The 23915-nt window shown below is 66.8% G+C and carries 19 protein-coding genes, 1 tRNA gene and 1 pseudogene; 16 read left to right on the top strand and 5 right to left on the bottom strand.

What is annotated here, in order from left to right; translation table 11 throughout:
- Positions 1-26: 26 nt before the first annotated feature.
- Complete coding sequence (locus OG574_RS21465; protein WP_326774536.1) at positions 27-659, bottom strand: NAD(P)-dependent oxidoreductase; 633 nt, start codon at positions 657-659, stop codon at positions 27-29.
- An 88-nt stretch (positions 660-747) separates the two neighbouring features.
- On the opposite strand from OG574_RS21465, the gene OG574_RS21460 reads away from it, so the two are divergent.
- Entirely contained in the window at positions 748-1344 is a 597-nt protein-coding gene (locus OG574_RS21460) for a TetR/AcrR family transcriptional regulator (RefSeq protein WP_100594908.1), read from the top strand.
- Positions 1345-1375: 31 nt separating this feature from the next.
- Positions 1376-2101, top strand: a complete 726-nt coding sequence (locus OG574_RS21455; RefSeq protein WP_326774535.1) for a DsbA family protein — start codon at positions 1376-1378, stop codon at positions 2099-2101.
- Between the two features lie 18 nt (positions 2102-2119).
- Here the strand turns inward: OG574_RS21455 and OG574_RS21450 are convergent, their stop codons facing one another.
- The gene (locus OG574_RS21450) at positions 2120-3148 is read right to left on the bottom strand and encodes an adenosine deaminase (RefSeq protein WP_326774534.1); all 1029 of its coding nucleotides are present in this window, start codon (positions 3146-3148) and stop codon (positions 2120-2122) included.
- 197 nt (positions 3149-3345) lie between these two features.
- Entirely contained in the window at positions 3346-4584 is a 1239-nt protein-coding gene (locus tag OG574_RS21445) for a pyridoxal phosphate-dependent aminotransferase (protein ID WP_326774533.1), read from the bottom strand.
- A gap of 190 nt (positions 4585-4774) precedes the next feature.
- Here OG574_RS21445 and OG574_RS21440 point away from each other — a divergent pair.
- From OG574_RS21440 to OG574_RS21395, 10 genes are all read left to right on the top strand, one after another.
- A tRNA-Trp gene (locus tag OG574_RS21440) sits at positions 4775-4847 on the top strand.
- 109 nt (positions 4848-4956) lie between these two features.
- Entirely contained in the window at positions 4957-5244 is a 288-nt protein-coding gene (gene secE / locus OG574_RS21435; RefSeq protein ID WP_100594904.1) for a preprotein translocase subunit SecE, read from the top strand.
- A 77-nt stretch (positions 5245-5321) separates the two neighbouring features.
- Positions 5322-6230, top strand: coding sequence for a transcription termination/antitermination protein NusG (nusG, locus tag OG574_RS21430; RefSeq protein WP_326774532.1), 909 nt, complete (start codon positions 5322-5324; stop codon positions 6228-6230).
- A 177-nt stretch (positions 6231-6407) separates the two neighbouring features.
- A complete protein-coding gene (gene rplK / locus OG574_RS21425) occupies positions 6408-6842 on the top strand; it encodes a 50S ribosomal protein L11 (RefSeq protein ID WP_100594902.1) in 435 nt (144 codons plus the stop codon).
- Between the two features lie 83 nt (positions 6843-6925).
- The gene (gene rplA / locus OG574_RS21420; RefSeq protein WP_100594901.1) at positions 6926-7654 is read left to right on the top strand and encodes a 50S ribosomal protein L1; all 729 of its coding nucleotides are present in this window, start codon (positions 6926-6928) and stop codon (positions 7652-7654) included.
- Between the two features lie 141 nt (positions 7655-7795).
- Entirely contained in the window at positions 7796-8515 is a 720-nt protein-coding gene (locus OG574_RS21415) for a hypothetical protein (protein WP_326774531.1), read from the top strand.
- 331 nt (positions 8516-8846) lie between these two features.
- On the top strand, positions 8847-9377 hold the full coding sequence (gene rplJ, locus OG574_RS21410) for a 50S ribosomal protein L10 (protein ID WP_100594899.1): 531 nt from the start codon (positions 8847-8849) through the stop codon (positions 9375-9377).
- A gap of 111 nt (positions 9378-9488) precedes the next feature.
- Positions 9489-9872, top strand: a complete 384-nt coding sequence (gene rplL / locus OG574_RS21405; RefSeq protein ID WP_100594898.1) for a 50S ribosomal protein L7/L12 — start codon at positions 9489-9491, stop codon at positions 9870-9872.
- Positions 9873-10546: 674 nt separating this feature from the next.
- A complete protein-coding gene (gene rpoB, locus OG574_RS21400; RefSeq protein WP_326774530.1) occupies positions 10547-14032 on the top strand; it encodes a DNA-directed RNA polymerase subunit beta in 3486 nt (1161 codons plus the stop codon).
- Between the two features lie 124 nt (positions 14033-14156).
- Complete coding sequence (locus OG574_RS21395) at positions 14157-18056, top strand: DNA-directed RNA polymerase subunit beta' (protein WP_326774529.1); 3900 nt, start codon at positions 14157-14159, stop codon at positions 18054-18056.
- A gap of 142 nt (positions 18057-18198) precedes the next feature.
- On the opposite strand, the gene OG574_RS21390 is transcribed toward OG574_RS21395, so the two are convergent.
- On the bottom strand, positions 18199-18495 hold the full coding sequence (locus tag OG574_RS21390; protein ID WP_326778851.1) for a hypothetical protein: 297 nt from the start codon (positions 18493-18495) through the stop codon (positions 18199-18201).
- 394 nt (positions 18496-18889) lie between these two features.
- Positions 18890-19110: pseudogene (locus OG574_RS21385) on the bottom strand (Crp/Fnr family transcriptional regulator); the annotation flags it as partial.
- A gap of 349 nt (positions 19111-19459) precedes the next feature.
- Here OG574_RS21385 and rpsL point away from each other — a divergent pair.
- The 4 genes from rpsL (at position 19460) to tuf (ending at position 23801) form a co-directional block, all read left to right on the top strand.
- The gene (gene rpsL, locus OG574_RS21380; RefSeq protein WP_003948652.1) at positions 19460-19831 is read left to right on the top strand and encodes a 30S ribosomal protein S12; all 372 of its coding nucleotides are present in this window, start codon (positions 19460-19462) and stop codon (positions 19829-19831) included.
- Between the two features lie 2 nt (positions 19832-19833).
- Positions 19834-20304: a 30S ribosomal protein S7 gene (gene rpsG, locus OG574_RS21375; RefSeq protein ID WP_116511074.1), complete on the top strand. Its 471-nt coding sequence runs from the start codon at positions 19834-19836 to the stop codon at positions 20302-20304.
- A gap of 39 nt (positions 20305-20343) precedes the next feature.
- A complete protein-coding gene (gene fusA, locus OG574_RS21370; RefSeq protein ID WP_100594895.1) occupies positions 20344-22470 on the top strand; it encodes an elongation factor G in 2127 nt (708 codons plus the stop codon).
- A 137-nt stretch (positions 22471-22607) separates the two neighbouring features.
- Positions 22608-23801 (top strand): elongation factor Tu, encoded by a 1194-nt coding sequence (tuf, locus tag OG574_RS21365; RefSeq protein ID WP_100594894.1) that lies wholly within the window; start codon positions 22608-22610, stop codon positions 23799-23801.
- Positions 23802-23915: the final 114 nt, after the last annotated feature.

Raw genomic sequence — 23915 nt, 5'->3', positions numbered from 1 at the left:
ACCTGACCTTCTGACCAGGCGACCCGCTAGTAGGCGACCCCCACGCCCTGCTTCACCGTCGCCGGGTCGTCGATCATCGCCAGCATCGCGTGGGCCACGTCGGCCCGCGAGATGCTCCGGCCGCTGCGCGGATTCCCGCCGACCACGGTCCGGTACGTGCCCGTGAGCGGCTTGTCCGTGAGCTTCGGCGGGCGCACGGAGGTCCAGTCCGTGGCGCTGGCCGCGAGCTCGCCCTCCATGGCCCGCAGATCGTCGTAGACGGGCTTGAGCAGCGAACTGATGGCGCCGATCATGGCGCGGTCGAGGAGCGGTGAGCGCTCCGGCTCGGGGCCGACCGGCGCCGCGCTGACGACGAGCAGACGCCGTACGCTCTCGGCCTCCACCGCCCCCAGCACCGACCGGGTCAGCTCGGCCGTGATGCCCGCGTCCGCGCGCCTGCGGGCGCCGAGCCCGGACAGGATCGCGTCCCGCCCGGCGACCGCGGGGCGCAGCACCTCGGGGTCCCGCACATCCGCCCGGAACACCTCCAGGTCCGCACCCGTCACCGTGAACCGCGCGGGGTCACGGACCACCGCGGTGACCTGATGTCCTGATGCCAGTGCCTGCCGGACGATTTCCTGGCCGATACCGCCGGTCGCGCCGAAGACAGTGATCCTCATGGCACACCCTCCTAGGGTGGGTAAGTGTTCACTCACCCCCTAGAGTGAGTGGATACGCACCTGCTCGTCAAGCTCGGTTGGAGTCCGCATGCATCAGAAGCCGGCCCGCGTCCGCATCGTCGACGCCGCCCATGAACTCATGCTGAGCATCGGCCTCGCCCGCGCCACCACCAAGGAGATCGCCAAAGCGGCGGACTGTTCGGAAGCAGCGCTCTACAAGTACTTCGCGAACAAGGAAGAGCTGTTCGTGACCGTTCTCAGCGAGCGGCTGCCCAAGCTCGGACCGCTCCTGACCGAGCTCACCAGGAAGCCGGGCGCGAAGAGCGTCGAGGAGAACCTCACGGAGATCGCCCGCGAGGCCGCCCTCTTCTACGAGCAGACGTTCCCGATGGCCGCCTCCCTGTACGCGGAACCCCAGCTCAAGCGCCGTCACGAGGAGGCGCTGCGCGAGATGGGCACGGGCCCCCACCGACCGATCCAGGGTCTGGACGCCTACCTCAGATCCGAGCAGGACGCGGGCCGCGTCAGCCGCGACGCCGACACCTACGCCGCCGCGTCACTCCTCCTCGGAGCCTGCGCCCAGCGCGCGTTCGCGTACGACATGGCCCCCGACCGCAAGCCTCCGCAGCCGTTGGACGAGTTCGCCGCGGGCCTCGCCCGCACCCTGCTCACAGGGATCGCATAGAGTCCCCATTCTTTCTGGGGAGGGCAAGATCATGCTGCGTGGAAGAGGGCGCCGGGCCGCCATACCGGTACTGGTGGCGGCGCTGACGGGAGTACTCGCCGCGGGGTGCGGCCGGGGACCGTCCGGCGGGGACGCGACCGACGCCAGGAAGCCCGAGCGGTTTGCGAGCTCCGGGCAGCTGCCCGAACACCTCGCGGCCGACGGTACGACGGTCGTCGTCGGGTCATCGAAGGCGGACACCGTCGTACGGCTCTACGAGGACCTGCGCTGCCCCGTCTGCCGTGACTTCGAGGAGGACGGCGGCGCCGGCGCGCTGCGGAAGATGACCCTTCACGGCGAGGTCAGGGCCGAGTACACCCTGGCGTCGTTCCTCGACGACCGGCTCGGCGGCAAGGGCTCGAAGAAGGCGGCCAACGCGCTGCGGGCCGCGCTGGAAAAGGGGAAGTTCGTCGAGTACCACGACCTCCTCTTCCAGGAGCAGCCCGAGGAGGCCGTCGACGGCTACACCGACGCGTTCCTGCTCCGCATGGCCTCGCGGGTGAAGGGCCTGCGCGGCGCCGAGTTCGACGCGGCGGTGAAGGGCATGAAGTACCACTCCTTCGTCACCGCCTCCGAGAAGGCCTACGAGGCCGACAAGGCGCCCGGCACCCCGGCCTTCGCGGTGAACGGCACCCTCATGAGCGAGGACCGGTGGAACCTGATGTTCGACCCCAAGTACGTTCCGCTGGCGGTCATGACGTCGACCCTGCCGGAGTGACAGACGCACCGGGCCTGCTCAGGGGGTGGCGGTCAGCCAGTCGTCGACCCCTGACAGCAGCTTCGCCTTGATGTCCGTCGGCGCCGCCGAACCGCGCACCGACTGCCGCGCCAGCTCGGCCAGTTCGGCGTCGTCGAAGTCGTGGTGACGGCGCGCGATCTCGTACTGGGCGGCCAGACGCGAGCCGAACAGGAGCGGGTCGTCGGCGCCGAGCGCCATCGGCACCCCTGCCTCGAACAAAGTGCGCAGGGGTACATCCTCCGGCTTCTCGTAGACGCCGAGCGCGACATTGGACGCCGGGCAGACCTCGCAGGTCACCTGCCGGTCCGCGAGACGCTTCAAGAGTCGGGAGTCTTCGGCGGCCCGCACTCCGTGCCCGATCCGCGTCGCCTCCAGGTCGTCCAGACAGTCGCGTACGGAGGCGGGCCCGGTCAGCTCGCCGCCGTGCGGCGCGGCCAGGAGCCCGCCCTCCCTGGCGATGGCGAACGCGCGGTCGAAGTCCCGCGCCATGCCCCGCCGTTCGTCGTTGGAGAGCCCGAAGCCGACGATGCCGCGGTCCGCGTACCGCACGGCGAGGCGGGCCAGAGTGCGCGCGTCCAGCGGATGCTTCATACGGTTCGCGGCCACCAGGACCCGCATGCCGAGACCCGTGTCGCGCGAGGCGGTCTCGACGGCGTCCAGGATGACTTCCAGGGCGGGGATCAGCCCTCCGAGCCGCGGCGCGTACGACGTCGGGTCGACCTGGATCTCCAGCCACCCCGACCCGTCCGCGAGATCCTCCAGCGCGGCCTCGCGCACCAGCCGCTGAATGTCCTCGGGCTCGCGCAGGCAGGACCGCGCGGCGTCGTACAGCCGCTGGAAGCGGAACCAGCCGCGCTCGTCGGTGGCACGCAGCTTCGGCGGCTCGGACCCGGTCAGGGCGTCCGGCAGCCTGACGCCGTACTTGTCGGCGAGTTCGAGCAGGGTCGTGGGCCGCATCGACCCGGTGAAGTGCAGATGAAGATGGGCCTTGGGCAGCTGCCTTACATCACGTGGTACACGCTCCATTCCAGGATCTTGCCGCACACACCCGCCGCGCGGGAAGCGGCTTTCTCCCTTCGTGGCCTTGTCCGAACGAAGATCCGACCGAAGAACCGACCGAAGAACCGGCCGAAGAACCGACCCAAGGTCCGGACGACGGTCCGGACGAAAAACGGGCCGCCCCCGGGAATCCCGGAGACGGCCCGCATCACGCGGAAGACGCGTCAGTCGCGCGCCTCGGCGAGCAGCTTCTGGATCCGCGAGACACCCTCGACCAGGTCCTCGTCGCCCAGGGCGTACGACAGACGCAGGTAGCCCGGCGTGCCGAAGGCCTCACCCGGGACGACCGCGACCTCGGCCTCCTCCAGGATCAGCGCGGCCAGCTCGACGGAGTCCTGCGGACGCTTGCCGCGGATCTCCTTGCCGAGCAGCTCCTTCACCGACGGGTACGCGTAGAAGGCGCCCTCGGGCTCGGGGCAGAACACGCCGTCGATCTCGTTCAGCATCCGCACGATGGTCTTGCGGCGGCGGTCGAAGGCCTCGCGCATCTTCGCGACGGCCGTCAGGTCACCGGACACGGCGGCGAGCGCGGCGATCTGCGCGACGTTCGACACGTTCGACGTGGCGTGCGACTGCAGGTTGGTCGCGGCCTTCACGACGTCCTTCGGGCCGATGATCCACCCGACGCGCCAGCCGGTCATGGCGTACGTCTTGGCGACGCCGTTGACGACGATGCACTTGTCGCGCAGCTCGGGCAGGAGCGCCGGCAGGGACGTGAACTTGGCGTCCCCGTAGACCAGGTGCTCGTAGATCTCGTCCGTGAGAACCCACAGGCCGTGCTCGACGGCCCAGCGGCCGATCGCCTCGGCGTCGGCCTCGCTGTAGACCGCGCCCGTCGGGTTCGACGGCGACACGAACAGGACGACCTTGGTGCGCTCGGTGCGCGCCGCCTCCAGCTGCTCCACGGAGACGCGGTACCCGGTCGTCTCGTCGGCCACGACCTCGACCGGGACACCACCGGCGAGACGGATCGACTCGGGATACGTCGTCCAGTACGGCGCCGGGACGATGACCTCGTCGCCCGGGTCGAGGATCGCGGCGAAGGCCTCGTAGATGGCCTGCTTGCCGCCGTTGGTCACCAGGACCTGCGAGGAGTCGACCTCGTAGCCGGAGTCGCGCAGCGTCTTCGCGGCGATCGCGGCCTTCAGCTCGGGCAGACCGCCGGCGGGCGTGTACCGGTGGTACTTCGGGTTCTTGCAGGCCTCGATGGCCGCTTCGACGATGTAGTCCGGGGTCGGGAAGTCGGGCTCGCCCGCGCCGAAACCGATGACCGGACGCCCGGCGGCCTTGAGGGCCTTGGCCTTGGCGTCGACGGCGAGGGTCGCGGACTCGGAGATCGCGCCGATACGGGCGGAGACCCGGCGCTCGGTGGGCGAAGAGGAAGGAGTAGCAGCAGCGCTCATAACCCCATCGTTCCAGACCGGAAACCCGGCCGGCACACGGGTTTCACGGACGATCAACGACTGGCCCGCTTCTTTCTGTTCGACGGAGGGCCGCGGAACACGTACACTCACTGCTCGTTGGCCTTCACCGGCCGCTCTCTTCCGGCACACAACGTGCAGTCGGAAGGATGCGGTACGTTGGGGCAGACAAAGGGTCGTAGCTCAATTGGTAGAGCACTGGTCTCCAAAACCAGCGGTTGGGGGTTCAAGTCCCTCCGGCCCTGCTACACACTCCTTCGCCAGGACGTGTGCGCATGTACGTACTGCAAATGCACCGCCGTGCGGCTCAACCGGGCGCGGCACGGCCACGACCCGGAATTCAGGTGAGGACGCGTGACGGACGCCGTGGGCTCCATCGACATGCCTGATGCCCAGGATGAGGCGCCGGAGTCCCAGAAGAAGCCCCGTAAGGGTGGCAAGCGCGGAAAGAAGGGCCCCTTCGGCCGTCTCGCGCTCTTCTACCGCCAGATCGTCGCGGAACTCCGCAAGGTTGTCTGGCCGACTCGGAACCAGCTCACCACCTACACCAGCGTGGTGATTGTGTTCGTCGTCATCATGATCGGTCTGGTGACCGTGATTGACTATGGCTTCAACCACGCCGTCAAGTACATCTTCGGCTGAGCCGAGAGCGAAGGGCGCCGTACCCGGCGCCCCTTTCGCGTGTTCCACCCCTATGTATCCAGGAAGAAGCAGCCACAGTGTCTGACCCGAACCTGAACGAGGCGATCGAGCCCGTCGAGTCCGCTGAGGACGAGCTCGACATTGTCGAGGCGGCGGACGCCGAGAACGCCGAGGACACGGTCCAGGCCGAGGCTGCCGAAGAGGCAGCCACTGAGGCTGACGCGCACGTCGAGGACGAGGTCGAAGCCGCCGAGGAGTCCCTCGAGCACGCCGCCGAGGACGACGCCGACGAGGAGTCCGCCGAGGACGCCCCCGAGGCCGAGGCCGACGAGGAGTCCGTCGAGGAAGCCGCCGAGGAGTCCGAGCCGGTCGACCCGATCGTCGCCCTGCGCGAGGAACTGCGCACGCTGCCCGGCGAGTGGTACGTCATCCACACGTACGCCGGTTACGAGAACCGCGTGAAGACCAACCTCGAGCAGCGCGCCGTCTCGCTGAACGTCGAGGACTTCATCTTCCAGGCCGAGGTGCCGCAGGAAGAGGTCGCGCAGATCAAGAACGGCGAGCGCAAGACCGTCCGTCAGAACAAGCTCCCCGGCTACGTGCTGGTGCGCATGGACCTGACGAACGAGTCCTGGGGCGTCGTCCGCAACACCCCCGGCGTCACCGGCTTCGTGGGCAACGCCTACGACCCGTATCCGCTGACCCTGGACGAGATCGTCAAGATGCTCGCCCCGGAGGCCGAGGAGAAGGCCGCCCGTGAGGCCGCCGAGGCCGAGGGCAGGCCGGCTCCGTCCCGCAAGGTCGAGGTCCAGGTCCTGGACTTCGAGGTCGGCGACTCGGTCACCGTCACCGACGGCCCGTTCGCGACGCTGCAGGCGACGATCAACGAGATCAACGCCGACTCGAAGAAGGTCAAGGGCCTCGTCGAGATCTTCGGCCGGGAGACCCCGGTCGAGCTCAGCTTCGACCAGATCCAGAAGAACTAGCCCCTTCCGGCACCTTCTGGAACAAGCACTTCCGAACAGGTCAGACGGGCTCTCACAGCCTGTCTGACCTGCTCGGTTTTTAGCCGCACACGGATACCCGTTATCGTTGTGCGGTATGCCTCCATCCGGATGACCGGGTGGTTGGCTGAAAACTCTCACTAGGACCCGGAGAGAGCAATGCCTCCCAAGAAGAAGAAGGTCACGGGGCTTATCAAGCTCCAGATCCAGGCCGGTGCCGCCAACCCGGCCCCGCCGGTTGGTCCCGCGCTGGGCCAGCACGGCGTCAACATCATGGAGTTCTGCAAGGCCTACAACGCCGCGACCGAGTCGCAGCGTGGCTGGGTCATCCCGGTGGAGATCACGGTCTACGAAGACCGCTCCTTCACCTTCATCACCAAGACGCCCCCGGCCGCCAAGATGATCCTCAAGGCCGCGGGCATCGAGAAGGGCTCCGGCGAGCCTCACAAGACCAAGGTCGCGAAGATCACCGACGCGCAGGTCCGCGAGATCGCCACCACCAAGATGGCCGACCTGAACGCCAACGACCTGGACGCCGCCGCGAAGATCATCGCCGGTACCGCGCGTTCCATGGGCGTCACGGTCGAGGGCTGAACCCCTCCACCCCGTAAGACCTCCAGTGGCAGGGCCAGCGCCGGCCCGGACCACGAACTCCATCCCTGAATCCAGGAGTAGAAGTGAAGCGCAGCAAGACTCTCCGCGCTGCGGACGCGAAGATCGACCGGGACAAGCTCTACGCCCCGCTCGAGGCCGTCCGTATCGCCAAGGAGACCTCCGCGACGAAGTTCGACGGCACCGTCGAGGTCGCCATGCGTCTGGGTGTCGACCCGCGCAAGGCCGACCAGATGGTCCGTGGCACCGTGAACCTCCCGCACGGCACCGGCAAGACCGCCCGGGTCCTGGTCTTCGCGACCGGTGACCGTGCTGCGGCCGCGGAAGCCGCTGGCGCCGACATCGTCGGCTCCGACGAGCTCATCGACGAGATCTCCAAGGGCAACCGCCTGAACGAGTTCGACGCCGTTGTCGCCACCCCGGACCTCATGGGCAAGGTCGGCCGCCTCGGCCGCGTGCTCGGCCCCCGTGGCCTCATGCCGAACCCGAAGACCGGCACGGTGACCCCGGACGTGGTCAAGGCCGTGAACGAGATCAAGGGCGGCAAGATCGAGTTCCGCGTCGACAAGCACTCGAACCTCCACTTCATCATCGGCAAGGTGTCCTTCGACGACACCCAGCTGGTGGAGAACTACGGCGCGGCCCTGGACGAGATCCTTCGTCTGAAGCCGTCCGCCGCCAAGGGTCGCTACATCAAGAAGGCCGCCATCGCCACCACGATGGGCCCCGGCGTTCCGCTCGACCCGAACCGCACCCGCAACCTCCTCGTCGAGGAGGACCCGGCTGCGGTCTGAGCCTGACAGCTCGGCCAAGTCGGCTCGGGCCCCGCACCTTTCGAGGTGCGGGGCCCGTTCCCGTTTTCCCGCTAACCCCTCCGGGCACCGGTGGGCTCCGCTAGCGTGCGGGGTCGACCTGGGGTTCGGCGGGGGGAGCGTATGAACGGCAGGACATGGGTGCGGCACGCGACGGTCTGCCTGGCGGTGGCCGGCCTGGTGTCCTGCGGCTCGCACGAGGCACCCAAGGGCGACGAGAGCGTCACCGGGGCGCTGCGGGCCGCCCGCTCAGAGGTCGCCGCCGCCGGGTCCGCCAGGATCGAGGCGACGAGCAGTACGGGCACCAGCCTGTCCTCGCGGAGCGTGGGCGTCCTGCGCTGGTCGGGCGGGCTGCGCGGCACCCTGAGGGTGACAGCGACCGGCGGCTCGATGGCGTCGACGACCCGGCTCATGGGCGGTTCCCCGTCCCAGTCCCGCTTCCTGCCGGACGCGTACTACACGCGCATGACCGACAAGTTCGCCGCGCTGTCGGACGGCAAGCACTGGATCCGATACCCGTACGACCCCGGGGCCGACCTCTCACCGGCGGCCTCCCTGAAACTGCTGCTGTCCTCGGGGAACGCGCGCGAGGTGGGCCGGGAGACCGTGCGCGGCGTCCGCGCCACGCACTACACGGGCACGGCCGACGGGCAGCGCGTCGACGTCTGGATCGACCGCGGACACCTACTGGTCAAGCGCGTCCAGCGGGCCCGTACGGACTCCGGAGCCTTCTCCGGGACCGTGCACTACGCCGACTACGGCGCCCGCGCCTCGGCCGAGCGCCCGCCGGCGCGGGACACGGTCGACTTCAAGGACGTCGTCGGTCGAAAGCCCACTGCATGACAGGGAAGAGGGCGACGGCCAAGGCGAGCGGACCGCGCGCGACCAGCGGTTGAGTGCCCCGGCGGGGGGCCGACAAGGGCGGATTTGCCTGAGGCGGACCCCGTCACGTAATCTCCTCAGGAAGCCAAAGACCGCTGGTCGTTGCCGTGCCCTCGCAAGAGGAACCGGTGACCGAAGGATCTGCTGAAAGCGGACGACCTGCGCAGGTGACTGTGGAAAGTTCCCGGACTCGTTCCGGTAGAGCTACGCCCCGTGCGCCTGCGCCGGGGCGTTTTGTTTTGTACAGCCCCTTCTGAGCGGTCCTCATCACCCGGAAGGAGGCCGACGCTCTATGCCGACGCCCGACAAGGCTGCCGCGGTAGCCGAGCTCACGGACAAGTTCCGCAGCTCGAACGCCGCCGTGCTGACCGAGTACCGGGGTCTCACCGTGGCCCAGCTCAAGCAGCTGCGCCGTTCTCTCGGTGAGAACTCCGAGTACGCCGTGGTGAAGAACACGCTGACCAAGATCGCGGCCAACGAGGCCGGGATCAACACGCTGGACGACCTGTTCACGGGTCCGACAGCGGTTGCCTTCGTCACCGGTGACCCGGTGGAGTCGGCGAAGGGTCTTCGTGACTTCGCCAAGGACAACCCCAACCTCATCATCAAGGGCGGTGTCCTTGACGGTAAGGCGCTGTCCGCCGATGAGATCAAGAAGCTCGCGGACCTCGAGTCCCGCGAGGTTCTGCTCGCCAAGCTGGCGGGCGCCATGAAGGGCAAGCAGACTCAGGCTGCTCAGGTCTTCCAGGCGCTCCCGTCGAAGTTCGTCCGCACTGCGGAGGCGCTTCGCGTCAAGCGCGACGAGCAGGGCGGTGCCGAGTAACTCGGCTCGCGCAATGATCGCTGCCCGCCAGGGCGACGGTCGCAGCGGGCCGAACGTACGCCCGCCTACATGTAACTCCGGCACCTGCCGAATTAGTGGAAGGACGCCATCATGGCGAAGCTGTCCCAGGACGACCTGCTCGCGCAGTTCGAAGAGATGACCCTCATCGAGCTCTCCGAGTTCGTGAAGGCCTTCGAGGAGAAGTTCGACGTCACCGCCGCCGCGGCCGTCGCCGTTGCCGGCCCCGCCGCCGGTGGCCCGGCCGCCGAGGCTGCCGAGGAGCAGGACGAGTTCGACGTCATCCTCACCGGCGCCGGCGAGAAGAAGATCCAGGTCATCAAGGTCGTGCGCGAGCTCACCTCCCTGGGCCTCAAGGAGGCCAAGGACCTCGTCGACGGCGCCCCGAAGCCCGTCCTCGAGAAGGTCGCGAAGGACGCCGCGGAGAAGGCTGCCGAGTCCCTCAAGGGCGCCGGCGCCTCCGTCGAGGTCAAGTGACCTCGGGAGTCTGCTGACTCCTTGCTGAGCGGCTCTCGCGTAGGGCTGTAACGCGAACGTACTGAAGGGCGATCACCCAACTGGGTGGTCGCCCTTCAGGCTTTTCGGACGGCCGCTCGGCGCTCCAGTTCGGCTGCCTTGCACTGACGGTCCCGACGAGTATGGTGATCTTCGTTGTGCCTGGAACCGGTGCCTGGAGCCGGTGCCTGCGGGTGCCTGCTGGTGAGTGCGGGGTCGGGGCAGCCCCGTTCGCACAGGACGGGGCCTTGACGAACCGCACGCAGCGCGCAATTCTCAGGACGCGTCGTCACAACGATCCGGATCCGAGGCATGGATCGACGACGAAGAGGGCAGTAAGGATGTGCGCGCCACGAGTGACGTGGTGACGTGTTGCAGCTGTTGAGAACAACGAGGGTCTGACGAGGGTCGTTGAGGACAACGAGGGTCTCAAAAAACCCGCACTGGACATCAGTGAGCCAAGTGGCTACACTGACCCTTTGCGCTGCCTGTTAGCTGCTCCCTGCCCGTCACCAGGGGCATGCCCTCGCTCCAGCACCTTGGACTGAAACCGTCCTGACCTGGCCCTCACGGGCCGATTCGGGAAGCTTCTGCCTCCGTGCCAGCTTGGGACCGGTACGCGCGTAGTGAGTCCGAGCCCTCGGAAGGACCCCCTCTTGGCCGCCTCGCGCACTGCCTCGACCGCGAATACGAACAACGGCGCCAGCACCGCCCCGCTGCGCATTTCCTTTGCAAAGATCAAGGAGCCCCTCGAGGTTCCGAACCTTCTTGCGCTGCAGACCGAAAGCTTCGACTGGCTGCTCGGCAACGACGCGTGGAAGGCTCGTGTCGAGGCGGCTCTGGACAGCGGACAGGACGTCCCCAGGAAGTCCGGTCTGGAGGAGATCTTCGAGGAGATCTCCCCGATCGAGGACTTCTCAGGGTCGATGTCCCTGACGTTCCGCGACCACCGTTTCGAGCCACCGAAGAACTCGATCGACGAGTGCAAGGAGCGCGACTTCACGTTCGGCGCCCCGCTCTTCGTCACCGCCGAGTTCACCAACAACGAGACCGGCGAGATCAAGTCCCAGACGGTCTTCATGGGCGACTTCCCGCTCATGACCAACAAGGGCACCTTCGTCATCAACGGCACCGAGCGTGTCGTTGTGTCGCAGCTCGTCCGCTCGCCGGGCGTCTACTTCGACTCCTCGATCGACAAGACGTCCGACAAGGACATCTTCTCGGCCAAGGTCATCCCGTCCCGGGGTGCCTGGCTCGAGATGGAGATCGACAAGCGCGACATGGTCGGTGTCCGCATCGACCGCAAGCGCAAGCAGTCCGTCACCGTTCTCCTCAAGGCTCTCGGTTGGACGACCGAGCAGATCCTCGAGGAGTTCGGCGAGTACGAGTCCATGCGCGCCACTCTGGAGAAGGACCACACCCAGGGCCAGGACGACGCGCTCCTCGACATCTACCGCAAGCTGCGTCCGGGCGAGCCGCCGACCCGTGAGGCCGCGCAGACGCTGCTCGAGAACCTCTACTTCAACCCGAAGCGCTACGACCTCGCGAAGGTCGGCCGCTACAAGGTGAACAAGAAGCTGGGCGGCGAAGCCCCGCTGGACGCCGGCGTCCTGACCGTCGAGGACATCATCTCGTCGATCAAGTACCTGGTGAAGCTGCACGCCGGTGAGACCGAGACCGTTGGCGACAGCGGTGTCTCGATTGTCGTCGAGACCGACGACATCGACCACTTCGGCAACCGTCGTCTGCGTAACGTCGGCGAGCTCATCCAGAACCAGGTCCGCACGGGTCTGGCTCGTATGGAGCGCGTCGTCCGCGAGCGCATGACGACTCAGGACGTCGAGGCGATCACGCCGCAGACACTGATCAACATCCGGCCGGTCGTCGCCTCCATCAAGGAGTTCTTCGGCACCAGCCAGCTGTCGCAGTTCATGGACCAGAACAACCCGCTGTCGGGTCTCACCCACAAGCGCCGTCTGTCGGCGCTTGGCCCGGGTGGTCTCTCCCGTGAGCGGGCCGGCTTCGAGGTCCGTGACGTGCACCCGTCCCACTACGGCCGTATGTGCCCGATTGAGACGCCTGAAGGCCCGAACATCGGTCTGATCGGTTCGCTGGCTTCCTACGGTCGCGTCAACGCGTTCGGCTTCGTCGAGACGCCGTACCGCAAGGTCGTCGAGGGTGTCGTCACCGACGACGTCGACTACCTGACCGCGGACGAGGAAGACCGCTTCGTGATCGCCCAGGCCAACGCCGGCCTCGGCGAGGACATGCGGTTCACCGAGAACCGCGTCCTGGTCCGCCGTCGTGGCGGCGAGATCGACTACATCCCGGGCGACGACGTCGACTACATGGACGTCTCGCCGCGCCAGATGGTGTCGGTCGCGACCGCGATGATCCCGTTCCTCGAGCACGACGACGCCAACCGTGCCCTCATGGGCGCGAACATGATGCGTCAGGCCGTGCCGCTGATCAAGTCCGAGGCGCCGCTCGTCGGCACGGGCATGGAGTACCGCTGCGCCACTGACGCGGGCGACGTGCTCAAGGCGGAGAAGGACGGTGTGGTCCAGGAGGTTTCCGCGGACTACATCACCACCGCCAACGACGACGGCACGTACACCACGTACCGCCTCGCGAAGTTCTCGCGCTCCAACCAGGGCACCTCCGTCAACCAGAAGGTTGTCGTGGACGAGGGCGCCCGCGTGATCGAGGGCCAGGTTCTGGCCGACGGTCCCGCGACCGAGAACGGCGAGATGGCGCTCGGCAAGAACCTGCTCGTGGCGTTCATGCCGTGGGAGGGTCACAACTACGAGGACGCGATCATCCTGTCGCAGCGCCTCGTGCAGGACGACGTCCTCTCCTCGATCCACATCGAGGAGCACGAGGTCGACGCCCGTGACACCAAGCTCGGCCCGGAGGAGATCACCCGGGACATCCCGAACGTCTCCGAAGAGGTCCTCGCCGACCTCGACGAGCGCGGCATCATCCGTATCGGTGCCGAGGTCGTCGCCGGCGACATCCTCGTCGGCAAGGTCACGCCCAAGGGTGAGACCGAGCTGACGCCGGAGGAGCGCCTGCTCCGCGCGATCTTCGGTGAGAAGGCGCGCGAGGTGCGCGACACCTCGCTGAAGGTGCCGCACGGTGAGATCGGCAAGGTCATCGGCGTCCGCGTCTTCGACCGTGAAGAGGGCGACGAGCTGCCGCCGGGCGTGAACCAGCTGGTTCGTGTCTACGTGGCGCAGAAGCGCAAGATCACGGACGGTGACAAGCTCGCCGGCCGCCACGGCAACAAGGGTGTTATCTCGAAGATCCTTCCGATCGAGGACATGCCGTTCCTCGAGGACGGAACTCCGGTCGACATCATCCTCAACCCGCTGGGTGTGCCGTCCCGAATGAACCCGGGACAGGTCCTGGAGATCCACCTCGGCTGGCTCGCCAGCCGCGGCTGGGACGTCTCCGGCCTCGGTGACGAGTGGGCCCAGCGCCTGCAGGCCATCGGCGCCGACCAGGTCGCCCCCGGTACCAACGTCGCGACCCCGGTCTTCGACGGTGCGCGTGAGGACGAGATCTCCGGTCTCTTCGAGGCCACGATCCCGAACCGCGACGGTGACCGTCTGGTCCAGCCGTCCGGCAAGGCCAACCTGTTCGACGGCCGCTCCGGTGAGCCGTTCCCGGACCCGATCTCGATCGGGTACATGTACATCCTCAAGCTGCACCACCTGGTCGACGACAAGCTCCACGCCCGTTCGACCGGTCCGTACTCCATGATCACCCAGCAGCCGCTGGGTGGTAAGGCTCAGTTCGGTGGCCAGCGATTCGGTGAGATGGAGGTGTGGGCGCTTGAGGCTTACGGTGCCGCTTACGCCCTCCAGGAGCTCCTGACGATCAAGTCCGACGACGTGACCGGCCGCGTGAAGGTCTACGAGGCCATCGTCAAGGGCGAGAACATTCCCGAGCCGGGCATTCCCGAGTCCTTCAAGGTGCTCATCAAGGAAATGCAGTCGCTCTGCCTCAACGTGGAGGTGCTGTCCTCGGACGGCATGTCCATCGAGATGCGCGACACCGACGAGGACGTCTTCCGCGCGGCGGAGGAGCTCGGTATCGACCTGTCCCGGCGCGAGCCGAGCAGCGTCGAAGAGGTCTGACGGGCCTGGCCGGGGGCTCCCACAAGGAGCCCCCGGCCATCCCCGGGACCGTTCAGACCATGATGAAGCGCCTTATTTCTCGCTAACGCGAGGGGCACAACCCCGAAAGAGGGATTGACGCACAGTGCTCGACGTCAACTTCTTCGACGAGCTGCGGATCGGCCTTGCCACCGCGGACGACATCAGGACCTGGTCGCACGGCGAGGTCAAGAAGCCTGAAACCATCAACTACCGCACCCTCAAGCCCGAGAAGGACGGACTCTTCTGCGAGAAGATCTTCGGTCCGACCCGGGACTGGGAGTGCTACTGCGGTAAGTACAAGCGCGTCCGCTTCAAGGGCATCATCTGCGAGCGCTGCGGCGTCGAGGTCACTCGCGCCAAGGTGCGTCGTGAGCGGATGGGCCACATTGAGCTGGCCGCCCCTGTCACGCACATCTGGTACTTCAAGGGCGTTCCGTCGCGCCTCGGCTACCTGCTTGATCTCGCCCCGAAGGACCTCGAGAAGGTCATCTACTTCGCGGCGTACATGATCACGTTCGTGGACGAGGAGCGCCGCACCCGCGACCTGCCCTCCCTCGAGGCGCACGTCCAGGTGGAGCGTCAGCACATCGAGAACCGTCGCGACTCCGACCTGGAGGCCCGCGCCAAGAAGCTCGAGACCGACCTGGCCGAGCTCGAGGCCGAGGGTGCCAAGGCCGACGTGCGCCGCAAGGTGCGCGAAGGTGCTGAGCGCGAGATGAAGCAGCTGCGCGACCGTGCGCAGCGCGAGATCGACCGCCTCGACGAGGTGTGGAACCGCTTCAAGAACCTCAAGGTCCAGGACCTCGAAGGTGACGAGCTGCTCTACCGCGAGCTGCGTGACCGCTTCGGCACGTACTTCGACGGCTCCATGGGTGCCGCTGCCCTGCAGAAGCGCCTGGAGTCCTTCGACCTCGAGGAGGAGGCCGAGCGCCTCCGCGAGATCATCCGTACCGGCAAGGGCCAGAAGAAGACCCGTGCGCTCAAGCGCCTCAAGGTCGTCTCCGCGTTCCTGCAGACCAGCAACAGCCCCAAGGGCATGGTGCTCGACTGCGTGCCGGTCATCCCGCCGGACCTGCGTCCGATGGTGCAGCTGGACGGTGGCCGCTTCGCGACCTCCGACCTGAACGACCTGTACCGCCGCGTGATCAACCGCAACAACCGCCTGAAGCGACTCCTTGACCTCGGCGCCCCCGAGATCATCGTGAACAACGAGAAGCGCATGCTTCAGGAGGCCGTCGACGCGCTCTTCGACAACGGCCGTCGTGGTCGCCCGGTCACGGGCCCCGGCAACCGTCCGCTGAAGTCGCTGTCCGACATGCTCAAGGGCAAGCAGGGTCGTTTCCGTCAGAACCTGCTCGGCAAGCGAGTCGACTACTCGGCGCGTTCCGTCATCGTCGTCGGCCCGCAGCTGAAGCTGCACCAGTGTGGTCTCCCGAAGGCCATGGCGCTGGAGCTCTTCAAGCCGTTCGTGATGAAGCGCCTGGTCGACCTGAACCACGCGCAGAACATCAAGAGCGCCAAGCGCATGGTCGAGCGCGGCCGCACGGTCGTGTACGACGTCCTGGAAGAGGTCATCGCCGAGCACCCGGTTCTGCTGAACCGTGCGCCGACGCTGCACCGCCTCGGCATCCAGGCCTTCGAGCCGCAGCTGGTCGAGGGCAAGGCCATCCAGATCCACCCGCTCGTCTGCACCGCGTTCAACGCGGACTTCGACGGTGACCAGATGGCCGTGCACCTGCCGCTCTCCGCGGAGGCGCAGGCCGAGGCCCGCATCCTGATGCTGTCCTCGAACAACATCCTCAAGCCGGCCGACGGCCGTCCGGTCACGATGCCGACCCAGGACATGGTCCTCGGTCTGTTCTTCCTGACCACCGACGGTGAGCTCCGTGACGTCAAGGGCGAGGGCCGTGCGTTCGGCTCCACGGCCGAGGCGACCATGGCGTTCGACGCCGGCGAGCTCGCGCTGCAGTCGGCCGTCGACATCCGCTTCCCGGTGGGCACCATCCCGCCGCGCGGCTGGACCCCGCCGGTTGCCGAGGAGGGTGAGGCGGAGTACCAGTCGGGCGACAGCTTCCGTCTGCGTACGACGCTGGGCCGTGCGCTCTTCAACGAGCTGCTGCCCGAGGACTACCCGTTCGTCGACTACTCGGTCGGCAAGAAGCAGCTCTCCGAGATCGTCAACGACCTCGCCGAGCGCTACCCCAAGGTCATCGTGGCGGCGACGCTCGACAACCTGAAGGCGGCCGGCTTCTACTGGGCGACCCGTTCCGGTGTCACCGTGGCCATCTCCGACGTCGTCGTGCCCGAGGCCAAGAAGGCCATCGTCAAGGGTTACGAGGAGCAGGACGAGAAGGTCCAGAAGCAGTACGAGCGCGGTCTGATCACCAAGGACGAGCGCACTCAGGAGCTCATCGCGATCTGGACCAAGGCGACCAACGAGGTTGCCGAGGCGATGAACGCGAACTTCCCGAAGACGAACCCCATCTTCATGATGGTTGACTCGGGTGCCCGAGGAAACATGATGCAGATGCGTCAGATCGCGGGTATGCGTGGTCTGGTGTCCAACGCCAAGAACGAGACGATTCCTCGTCCCATCAAGGCGTCCTTCCGTGAGGGCCTCACCGTTCTGGAGTACTTCATCTCCACGCACGGTGCCCGTAAGGGTCTGGCGGACACCGCCCTGCGTACCGCCGACTCGGGTTACCTGACCCGTCGTCTGGTGGACGTCTCGCAGGACGTCATCATCCGCGAAGAGGACTGCGGTACCGAGCGTGGCCTCAAGCTGAAGATCGCCGAGCGCGGAGCCGACGGCACGCTGCGCAAGACGGACGACGTCGAGACCTCGGTGTACGCCCGCATGCTGGCCGAGGACGTCGTCATCGACGGCAAGGTCATCGCGCCGGCCAACGTCGACCTCGGTGACGTCCTGATCGACGCGCTGGTCGCCAACGGCGTCGAGCAGGTCAAGACCCGCTCGGTCCTGACCTGTGAGTCCGCGGTCGGCACCTGTGCCTTCTGCTACGGACGCTCGCTGGCCACAGGCAAGCTGGTCGACATCGGTGAGGCGGTCGGCATCATCGCCGCCCAGTCCATCGGTGAGCCCGGTACCCAGCTGACGATGCGTACCTTCCACACCGGTGGTGTGGCCGGTGACGACATCACCCAGGGTCTGCCCCGTGTCGTCGAGCTCTTCGAGGCTCGTACGCCGAAGGGTGTCGCCCCGATCTCGGAGGCCAAGGGCCGCGTCCGGATCGAGGAGACCGAGAAGACCAAGAAGCTCGTCGTCACCCCGGACGACGGCAGCGACGAGACGGCGTTCCCGATCTCGAAGCGTGCCCGTCTCCTGGTCGGCGAGGGCGACGCGGTCGAGGTGGGCCAGAAGCTCACCGTCGGTGCCACGAACCCGCACGACGTGCTGCGGATCCTCGGTCAGCGTGCGGTCCAGGTCCACCTGGTCGGCGAAGTCCAGAAGGTCTACAACTCGCAGGGTGTGTCGATCCACGACAAGCACATCGAGATCATCATCCGGCAGATGCTGCGCCGTGTGACGATCATCGAGTCCGGCGACGCGGAGCTGCTGCCGGGCGAGCTCGTCGAGCGCTCGAAGTTCGAGACCGAGAACCGTCGTGTGGTCACCGAGGGCGGTCACCCCGCCTCCGGCCGTCCGCAGCTGATGGGTATCACCAAGGCCTCGCTGGCGACGGAATCCTGGCTGTCGGCCGCCTCCTTCCAGGAGACGACCCGAGTCCTGACGGATGCGGCGATCAACGCCAAGTCCGACAGCCTCATCGGCCTCAAGGAGAACGTCATCATCGGTAAGCTCATCCCGGCCGGTACGGGTCTGTCCCGCTACCGCAACATCCGGGTCGAGCCGACCGAAGAGGCCAAGGCCGCGATGTACTCGGCCGTCGGCTACGACGACATCGACTACTCGCCGTTCGGCACGGGCTCCGGCCAGGCCGTTCCGCTGGAGGACTACGACTACGGTCCGTACAACCAGTAAGGCGTATGTCTGCTGAAGGGCGCCCACTCCGCTTCTGCGGGGTGGGCGCCCTTCGGCGTTTGTCAGCGCCGGCTGTCGAGATGTGCCTGGAGACGGTGCTGCCTGGTGTGCACGTCGGGGTGCGCGGCGAGGAGCCGGGCGATCATTCCCGTCCTCTCCAGTGGAGGCCCCCGGCCGCGCTCTGCGACTGCTCTCTGCCGTGTTGCCTCATCAGGACGGCCATGAGCTGTGGAGCGAAGCCCAGTGCCGCGGCATGCTCATCGGCCCGCAACTCGGAGCGGCGCGAGACGGCGGCCGCCAGACAGGGCGTGACGAGGGGGAGGAACACGAGGCCGTAGGTGGCTGTCGCCCACGCGACCGCGCAGGGTCCGATCAGGCCGAGCAGCACGGCGGCGACGCCGACGGACAGACGGTCGGCGTACGAGGCCAGCCGGCGCACCCAGAGTTGATACGCGCTCCCGTCCACTCCGGCCCGTCCCCATATCGGCGCGCGGCGCAGCGCGGACGCCACCGCCCTCGGCAGCCTGGTCCTCCACGTCCCGCACGTATGCGTCCGGTGCGGCCAGCGAGCTCGTCGGGGTCGACAGGGGGTGCTGCCGCAGTCTGCGGAGGTGGGTTCCCGGGCCGGTTCGGGAACCCCGGCTTGCGGAGGTTCTCAGGACTCTCAGAAGCCCCGTACGCGTACGGCAGGGACAGCTCCGGAACACCGGCGCGAGCGTTTCCACGTACTCGCGGGGAACGGGCCCGGAGACCGGCCCGGGGGCGTCGCCTCGGCCTCCGAAGCGCTGGATCACGTCGCCCTGGACAGTGCCGCCGGTGACTCCGTACTGATGCTCGCCGGGGCCGCGCAGAGCGAGGAGGGCCTCGTACCCGTGGCTGCGATGGCCGTCACTTCGGTCCAGCCCCGCAGGAGCAGCCATACGACGCTGCGCGGGGTGTAGCGCAGAACGCGGCCGATGGCGAGCAACGCCGCCCGGTCCTCCCGTTCCAGCCGCGCCAGAAGCGGCACCCGGTCGTCCAGCGCCTCGTCGCCCGGTAAGTCAGACACCGCCATCGCCCCTGATCCCCGCGGGACCCGGCAAGATCCCTTGATGTGTCCGCGGGGGGCCGCACACTGTCCAGGAGGTGCTTCGGGCGGGGTGCGACAAGTCCGGCGTGTCGCGGTGGACTGCATTTGTTTTGACCGAACCCGATGAGGTAGGTACGCTCAGACCTTGTGCCTGGGGTGTGCCTGGGCTCCTGTGCGTGTCGTCAGCCGCTACGGGAGTCCGCGATGGGCCGCCGTAATCTGCGCCCTTCCCGCTTGGCGGCGGGAGTTCACAGTATTCGACACACCCGACCGCGTGGGTCGGGAAATGTTCCAGGTTAGCTTTACTATTCGGCACACAGAAACCGGAGAAGTAGTGCCTACGATCCAGCAGCTGGTCCGGAAGGGCCGGCAGGACAAGGTCGAGAAGAACAAGACGCCCGCACTCGAGGGTTCGCCCCAGCGTCGCGGCGTCTGCACGCGTGTGTTCACGACCACCCCGAAGAAGCCGAACTCGGCCCTCCGTAAGGTCGCGCGTGTGCGTCTGACCAGCGGCATCGAGGTCACGGCCTACATCCCGGGTGAGGGACACAACCTGCAGGAGCACTCCATCGTGCTCGTGCGTGGCGGCCGTGTGAAGGACCTGCCTGGTGTTCGTTACAAGATCATCCGCGGCTCGCTCGACACCCAGGGTGTCAAGAACCGCAAGCAGGCCCGCAGCCGCTACGGCGCCAAGAAGGAGAAGTAAGAATGCCTCGTAAGGGCCCCGCCCCGAAGCGCCCGGTCATCATTGACCCGGTCTACGGTTCTCCTCTGGTGACCTCCCTCATCAACAAGGTGCTGCTGAACGGCAAGCGCTCCACCGCCGAGCGCATCGTGTACGGCGCCATGGAGGGTCTGCGTGAGAAGTCGGGCAACGACCCGGTCATCACGCTGAAGCGCGCGCTGGAGAACATCAAGCCGACCCTCGAGGTCAAGTCCCGCCGTGTCGGTGGCGCCACCTACCAGGTGCCGATCGAGGTCAAGCCCGGTCGCGCCAACACGCTCGCGCTGCGCTGGCTCGTGGGTTACTCCCGCGCCCGCCGCGAGAAGACCATGACCGAGCGCCTCATGAACGAGCTGCTCGACGCCTCGAACGGTCTTGGCGCTGCCGTCAAGAAGCGTGAGGACACCCACAAGATGGCCGAGTCCAACAAGGCCTTCGCGCACTACCGCTGGTAGTCGCTACCCACATCGAGACCGAGAGAAGACTGAGCCGATATGGCTACCACTTCACTTGACCTGGCCAAGGTGCGCAACATCGGCATCATGGCTCACATCGACGCGGGCAAGACGACGACCACCGAGCGGATCCTGTTCTACACCGGTGTTTCGTACAAGATCGGTGAGGTCCACGACGGCGCCGCGACCATGGACTGGATGGAGCAGGAGCAGGAGCGTGGCATCACGATCACCTCTGCTGCCACCACCTGTCACTGGCCGCTGAACGATGTCGACCACACCATCAACATCATCGACACCCCGGGCCACGTGGACTTCACCGTCGAGGTGGAGCGTTCGCTCCGCGTCCTCGACGGTGCCGTGACGGTGTTCGACGGCGTTGCCGGTGTTGAGCCCCAGTCCGAGACTGTCTGGCGTCAGGCGGACCGCTACGGCGTGCCGCGTATCTGCTTCGTCAACAAGCTCGACCGTACGGGTGCCGAGTTCCACCGCTGCGTTGACATGATCGTCAACCGCCTCGGTGCGACCCCGCTCGTCATGCAGCTGCCCATCGGCGCCGAGATGGACTTCCAGGGTGTCGTCGACCTCGTCACGATGAAGGCGTTCGTCTGGTCCGCCGAGGCGGCCAAGGGCGAGGCGTACGACATCGTCGACATCCCGGCCACGCACACCGAGGCTGCCGAGGAATGGCGCGGCAAGCTGCTCGAGGCCGTCGCGGAGAACGACGAAGAGATGATGGAGCTGTACCTCGAGGGCACTGAGCCCTCGGTGGACCAGCTGTACGCGGCGATCCGTCGCATCACCATCGCCTCCGGCAAGGGCGGCGACACCACCGTCACCCCCGTGTTCTGCGGCACCGCGTTCAAGAACAAGGGCGTTCAGCCCCTGCTCGACGCCGTCGTGCGCTACCTGCCGTCGCCCCTGGACGTCGAGGCCATCGAGGGCCACGACGTCAAGGACGCGGAGACGGTCGTCAAGCGCAAGCCGTCCGACGAGGAGCCCCTCTCGGCGCTGGCGTTCAAGATCATGAGCGACCCGCACCTCGGCAAGCTCACCTTCGTCCGGGTTTACTCGGGCCGCCTGGAGTCCGGCACCGCCGTGCTGAACTCCGTCAAGGGCAAGAAGGAGCGCATCGGCAAGATCTACCGTATGCACGCGAACAAGCGTGAGGAGATCGAGTCGGTGGGCGCCGGTGACATCGTCGCCGTCATGGGTCTGAAGCAGACCACCACGGGTGAGACGCTCTGTGACGACAAGCAGCCGGTGATCCTGGAGTCCATGGACTTCCCGGCGCCGGTCATCCAGGTCGCCATCGAGCCGAAGTCCAAGGGCGACCAGGAGAAGCTGGGTGTCGCCATCCAGCGCCTCTCGGAGGAGGACCCCTCCTTCCAGGTTCACTCGGACGAGGAGACCGGCCAGACCATCATCGGTGGTATGGGCGAGCTTCACCTCGAGGTGCTCGTCGACCGCATGAAGCGCGAGTTCCGCGTCGAGGCGAACGTCGGCAAGCCGCAGGTCGCTTACCGCGAGACGATCCGCAAGGCCGTCGAGCGTCACGACTACACCCACAAGAAGCAGACCGGTGGTACCGGTCAGTTCGCCAAGGTGCAGATCGCGATCGAGCCGATCGACAGCGGCGACGCCACGTACGAGTTCGTCAACAAGGTCACCGGTGGCCGCATCCCCCGGGAGTACATCCCGTCGGTGGACGCGGGTGCGCAGGAGGCCATGCAGTTCGGCATCCTGGCCGGCTACGAGATGACTGGCGTCCGCGTCATCCTTCTCGACGGTGGCTACCACGAGGTCGACTCCTCCGAACTCGCCTTCAAGATCGCCGGTTCGCAGGCGTTCAAGGAGGCCGCGCGCAAGGCCAGCCCCGTGCTGCTCGAGCCGATGATGGCCGTCGAGGTCACCACGCCCGAGGACTACATGGGTGACGTCATCGGCGACATCAACTCCCGCCGTGGCCAGATCCAGGCCATGGAGGAGCGCAGCGGCGCCCGTGTCGTGAAGGGCCTCGTGCCCCTCTCGGAGATGTTCGGCTACGTCGGCGACCTCCGCAGCAAGACGTCGGGTCGCGCAAGCTACTCGATGCAGTTCGACTCCTACGCCGAGGTTCCGCGGAACGTCGCCGAGGAGATCATCGCGAAGGCCAAGGGCGAGTAACTCACCCGAGTTCACGCTTTAGGCTTGACACCGACCGCCGGGGTTCGTAACCCCGGACCCCGGCGGCGGGTTTCCCAGCAAAGATCACCTGGCGCCGATGAAGCAAGGCGTACAGAACCACTCCACAGGAGGACCCAGTGGCGAAGGCGAAGTTCGAGCGGACTAAGCCGCACGTCAACATCGGCACCATCGGTCACATTGACCACGGTAAGACGACCCTCACGGCCGCCATTACCAAGGTGCTGCATGACGCGTACCCGGACCTGAACGAGGCCTCGGCCTTCGACCAGATCGACAAGGCTCCTGAGGAGCGCCAGCGCGGTATCACGATCTCGATCGCGCACGTCGAGTACCAGACGGAGACGCGTCACTACGCGCACGTCGACTGCCCCGGTCACGCGGACTACATCAAGAACATGATCACGGGTGCCGCGCAGATGGACGGCGCCATCCTCGTGGTCGCCGCCACCGACGGCCCGATGCCGCAGACCAAGGAGCACGTGCTCCTGGCCCGCCAGGTCGGCGTTCCGTACATCGTTGTCGCCCTGAACAAGGCCGACATGGTGGACGACGAGGAGATCCTGGAGCTCGTCGAGCTCGAGGTCCGTGAGCTCCTCTCCGAGTACGAGTTCCCGGGCGACGACCTGCCGGTCGTCAAGGTCTCGGCGCTCAAGGCGCTCGAGGGCGACAAGGAGTGGGGTCAGTCGATCCTGAACCTCATGGCCGCCGTCGACGAGTCGATCCCGCAGCCCGAGCGTGACGTCGACAAGCCGTTCCTGATGCCGATCGAGGACGTCTTCACGATCACCGGTCGTGGCACCGTCGTCACCGGCCGCATCGAGCGTGGTGTCCTCAAGGTCAACGAGACCGTCGACATCGTCGGTATCAAGACCGAGAAGACCACCACCACGGTCACCGGCATCGAGATGTTCCGCAAGCTGCTCGACGAGGGCCAGGCCGGTGAGAACGTCGGTCTGCTCCTCCGTGGCATCAAGCGCGAGGACGTCGAGCGCGGCCAGGTCATCATCAAGCCCGGTTCGGTCACGCCGCACACCGAGTTCGAGGCCCAGGCCTACATCCTGTCGAAGGACGAGGGTGGCCGTCACACCCCCTTCTTCAACAACTACCGCCCGCAGTTCTACTTCCGCACGACGGACGTGACCGGCGTTGTGACCCTCCCCGAGGGCACCGAGATGGTCATGCCGGGCGACAACACTGAGATGAACGTTGCGCTCATCCAGCCCGTCGCCATGGAAGAGGGCCTGAAGTTCGCCATCCGTGAGGGTGGCCGGACCGTGGGCGCCGGCCAGGTCACCAAGATCGTCAAGTAATTTCCTTGACGGTTTGACCTGGTAGCTCCAGCGAGCACCAGAAGGGGCCCGTACGACTTCGGTCGTACGGGCCCTTTCGCATGCGATGCGCTGTCTCTTTTGCGCTGTTTCCCT

This window comes from Streptomyces sp. NBC_01445 (assembly GCF_035918235.1).
GTDB lineage: Bacteria > Actinomycetota > Actinomycetes > Streptomycetales > Streptomycetaceae > Streptomyces.
Note: the sequence above shows the minus strand (reverse complement) of the source record. Positions and strands in the feature narration are given on the sequence as shown.

What these genes read in the sequence shown, in the direction of transcription:
- OG574_RS21465 (WP_326774536.1), bottom strand. Translation starts at nt 659, where the DNA reads ATGAGGATCACTGTCTTCGGCGCGACCGGCGGTATCGGCCAGGAAATC.
- OG574_RS21460 (WP_100594908.1), top strand. Translation starts at nt 748, where the DNA reads ATGCATCAGAAGCCGGCCCGCGTCCGCATCGTCGACGCCGCCCATGAA.
- OG574_RS21455 (WP_326774535.1), top strand. Translation starts at nt 1,376, where the DNA reads ATGCTGCGTGGAAGAGGGCGCCGGGCCGCCATACCGGTACTGGTGGCG.
- OG574_RS21450 (WP_326774534.1), bottom strand. Translation starts at nt 3,148, where the DNA reads ATGGAGCGTGTACCACGTGATGTAAGGCAGCTGCCCAAGGCCCATCTT.
- OG574_RS21445 (WP_326774533.1), bottom strand. Translation starts at nt 4,584, where the DNA reads ATGAGCGCTGCTGCTACTCCTTCCTCTTCGCCCACCGAGCGCCGGGTC.
- rplK (WP_100594902.1), top strand. Translation starts at nt 6,408, where the DNA reads ATGCCTCCCAAGAAGAAGAAGGTCACGGGGCTTATCAAGCTCCAGATC.
- OG574_RS21415 (WP_326774531.1), top strand. Translation starts at nt 7,796, where the DNA reads ATGAACGGCAGGACATGGGTGCGGCACGCGACGGTCTGCCTGGCGGTG.
- rplJ (WP_100594899.1), top strand. Translation starts at nt 8,847, where the DNA reads ATGCCGACGCCCGACAAGGCTGCCGCGGTAGCCGAGCTCACGGACAAG.
- rplL (WP_100594898.1), top strand. Translation starts at nt 9,489, where the DNA reads ATGGCGAAGCTGTCCCAGGACGACCTGCTCGCGCAGTTCGAAGAGATG.
- rpsG (WP_116511074.1), top strand. Translation starts at nt 19,834, where the DNA reads ATGCCTCGTAAGGGCCCCGCCCCGAAGCGCCCGGTCATCATTGACCCG.
- fusA (WP_100594895.1), top strand. Translation starts at nt 20,344, where the DNA reads ATGGCTACCACTTCACTTGACCTGGCCAAGGTGCGCAACATCGGCATC.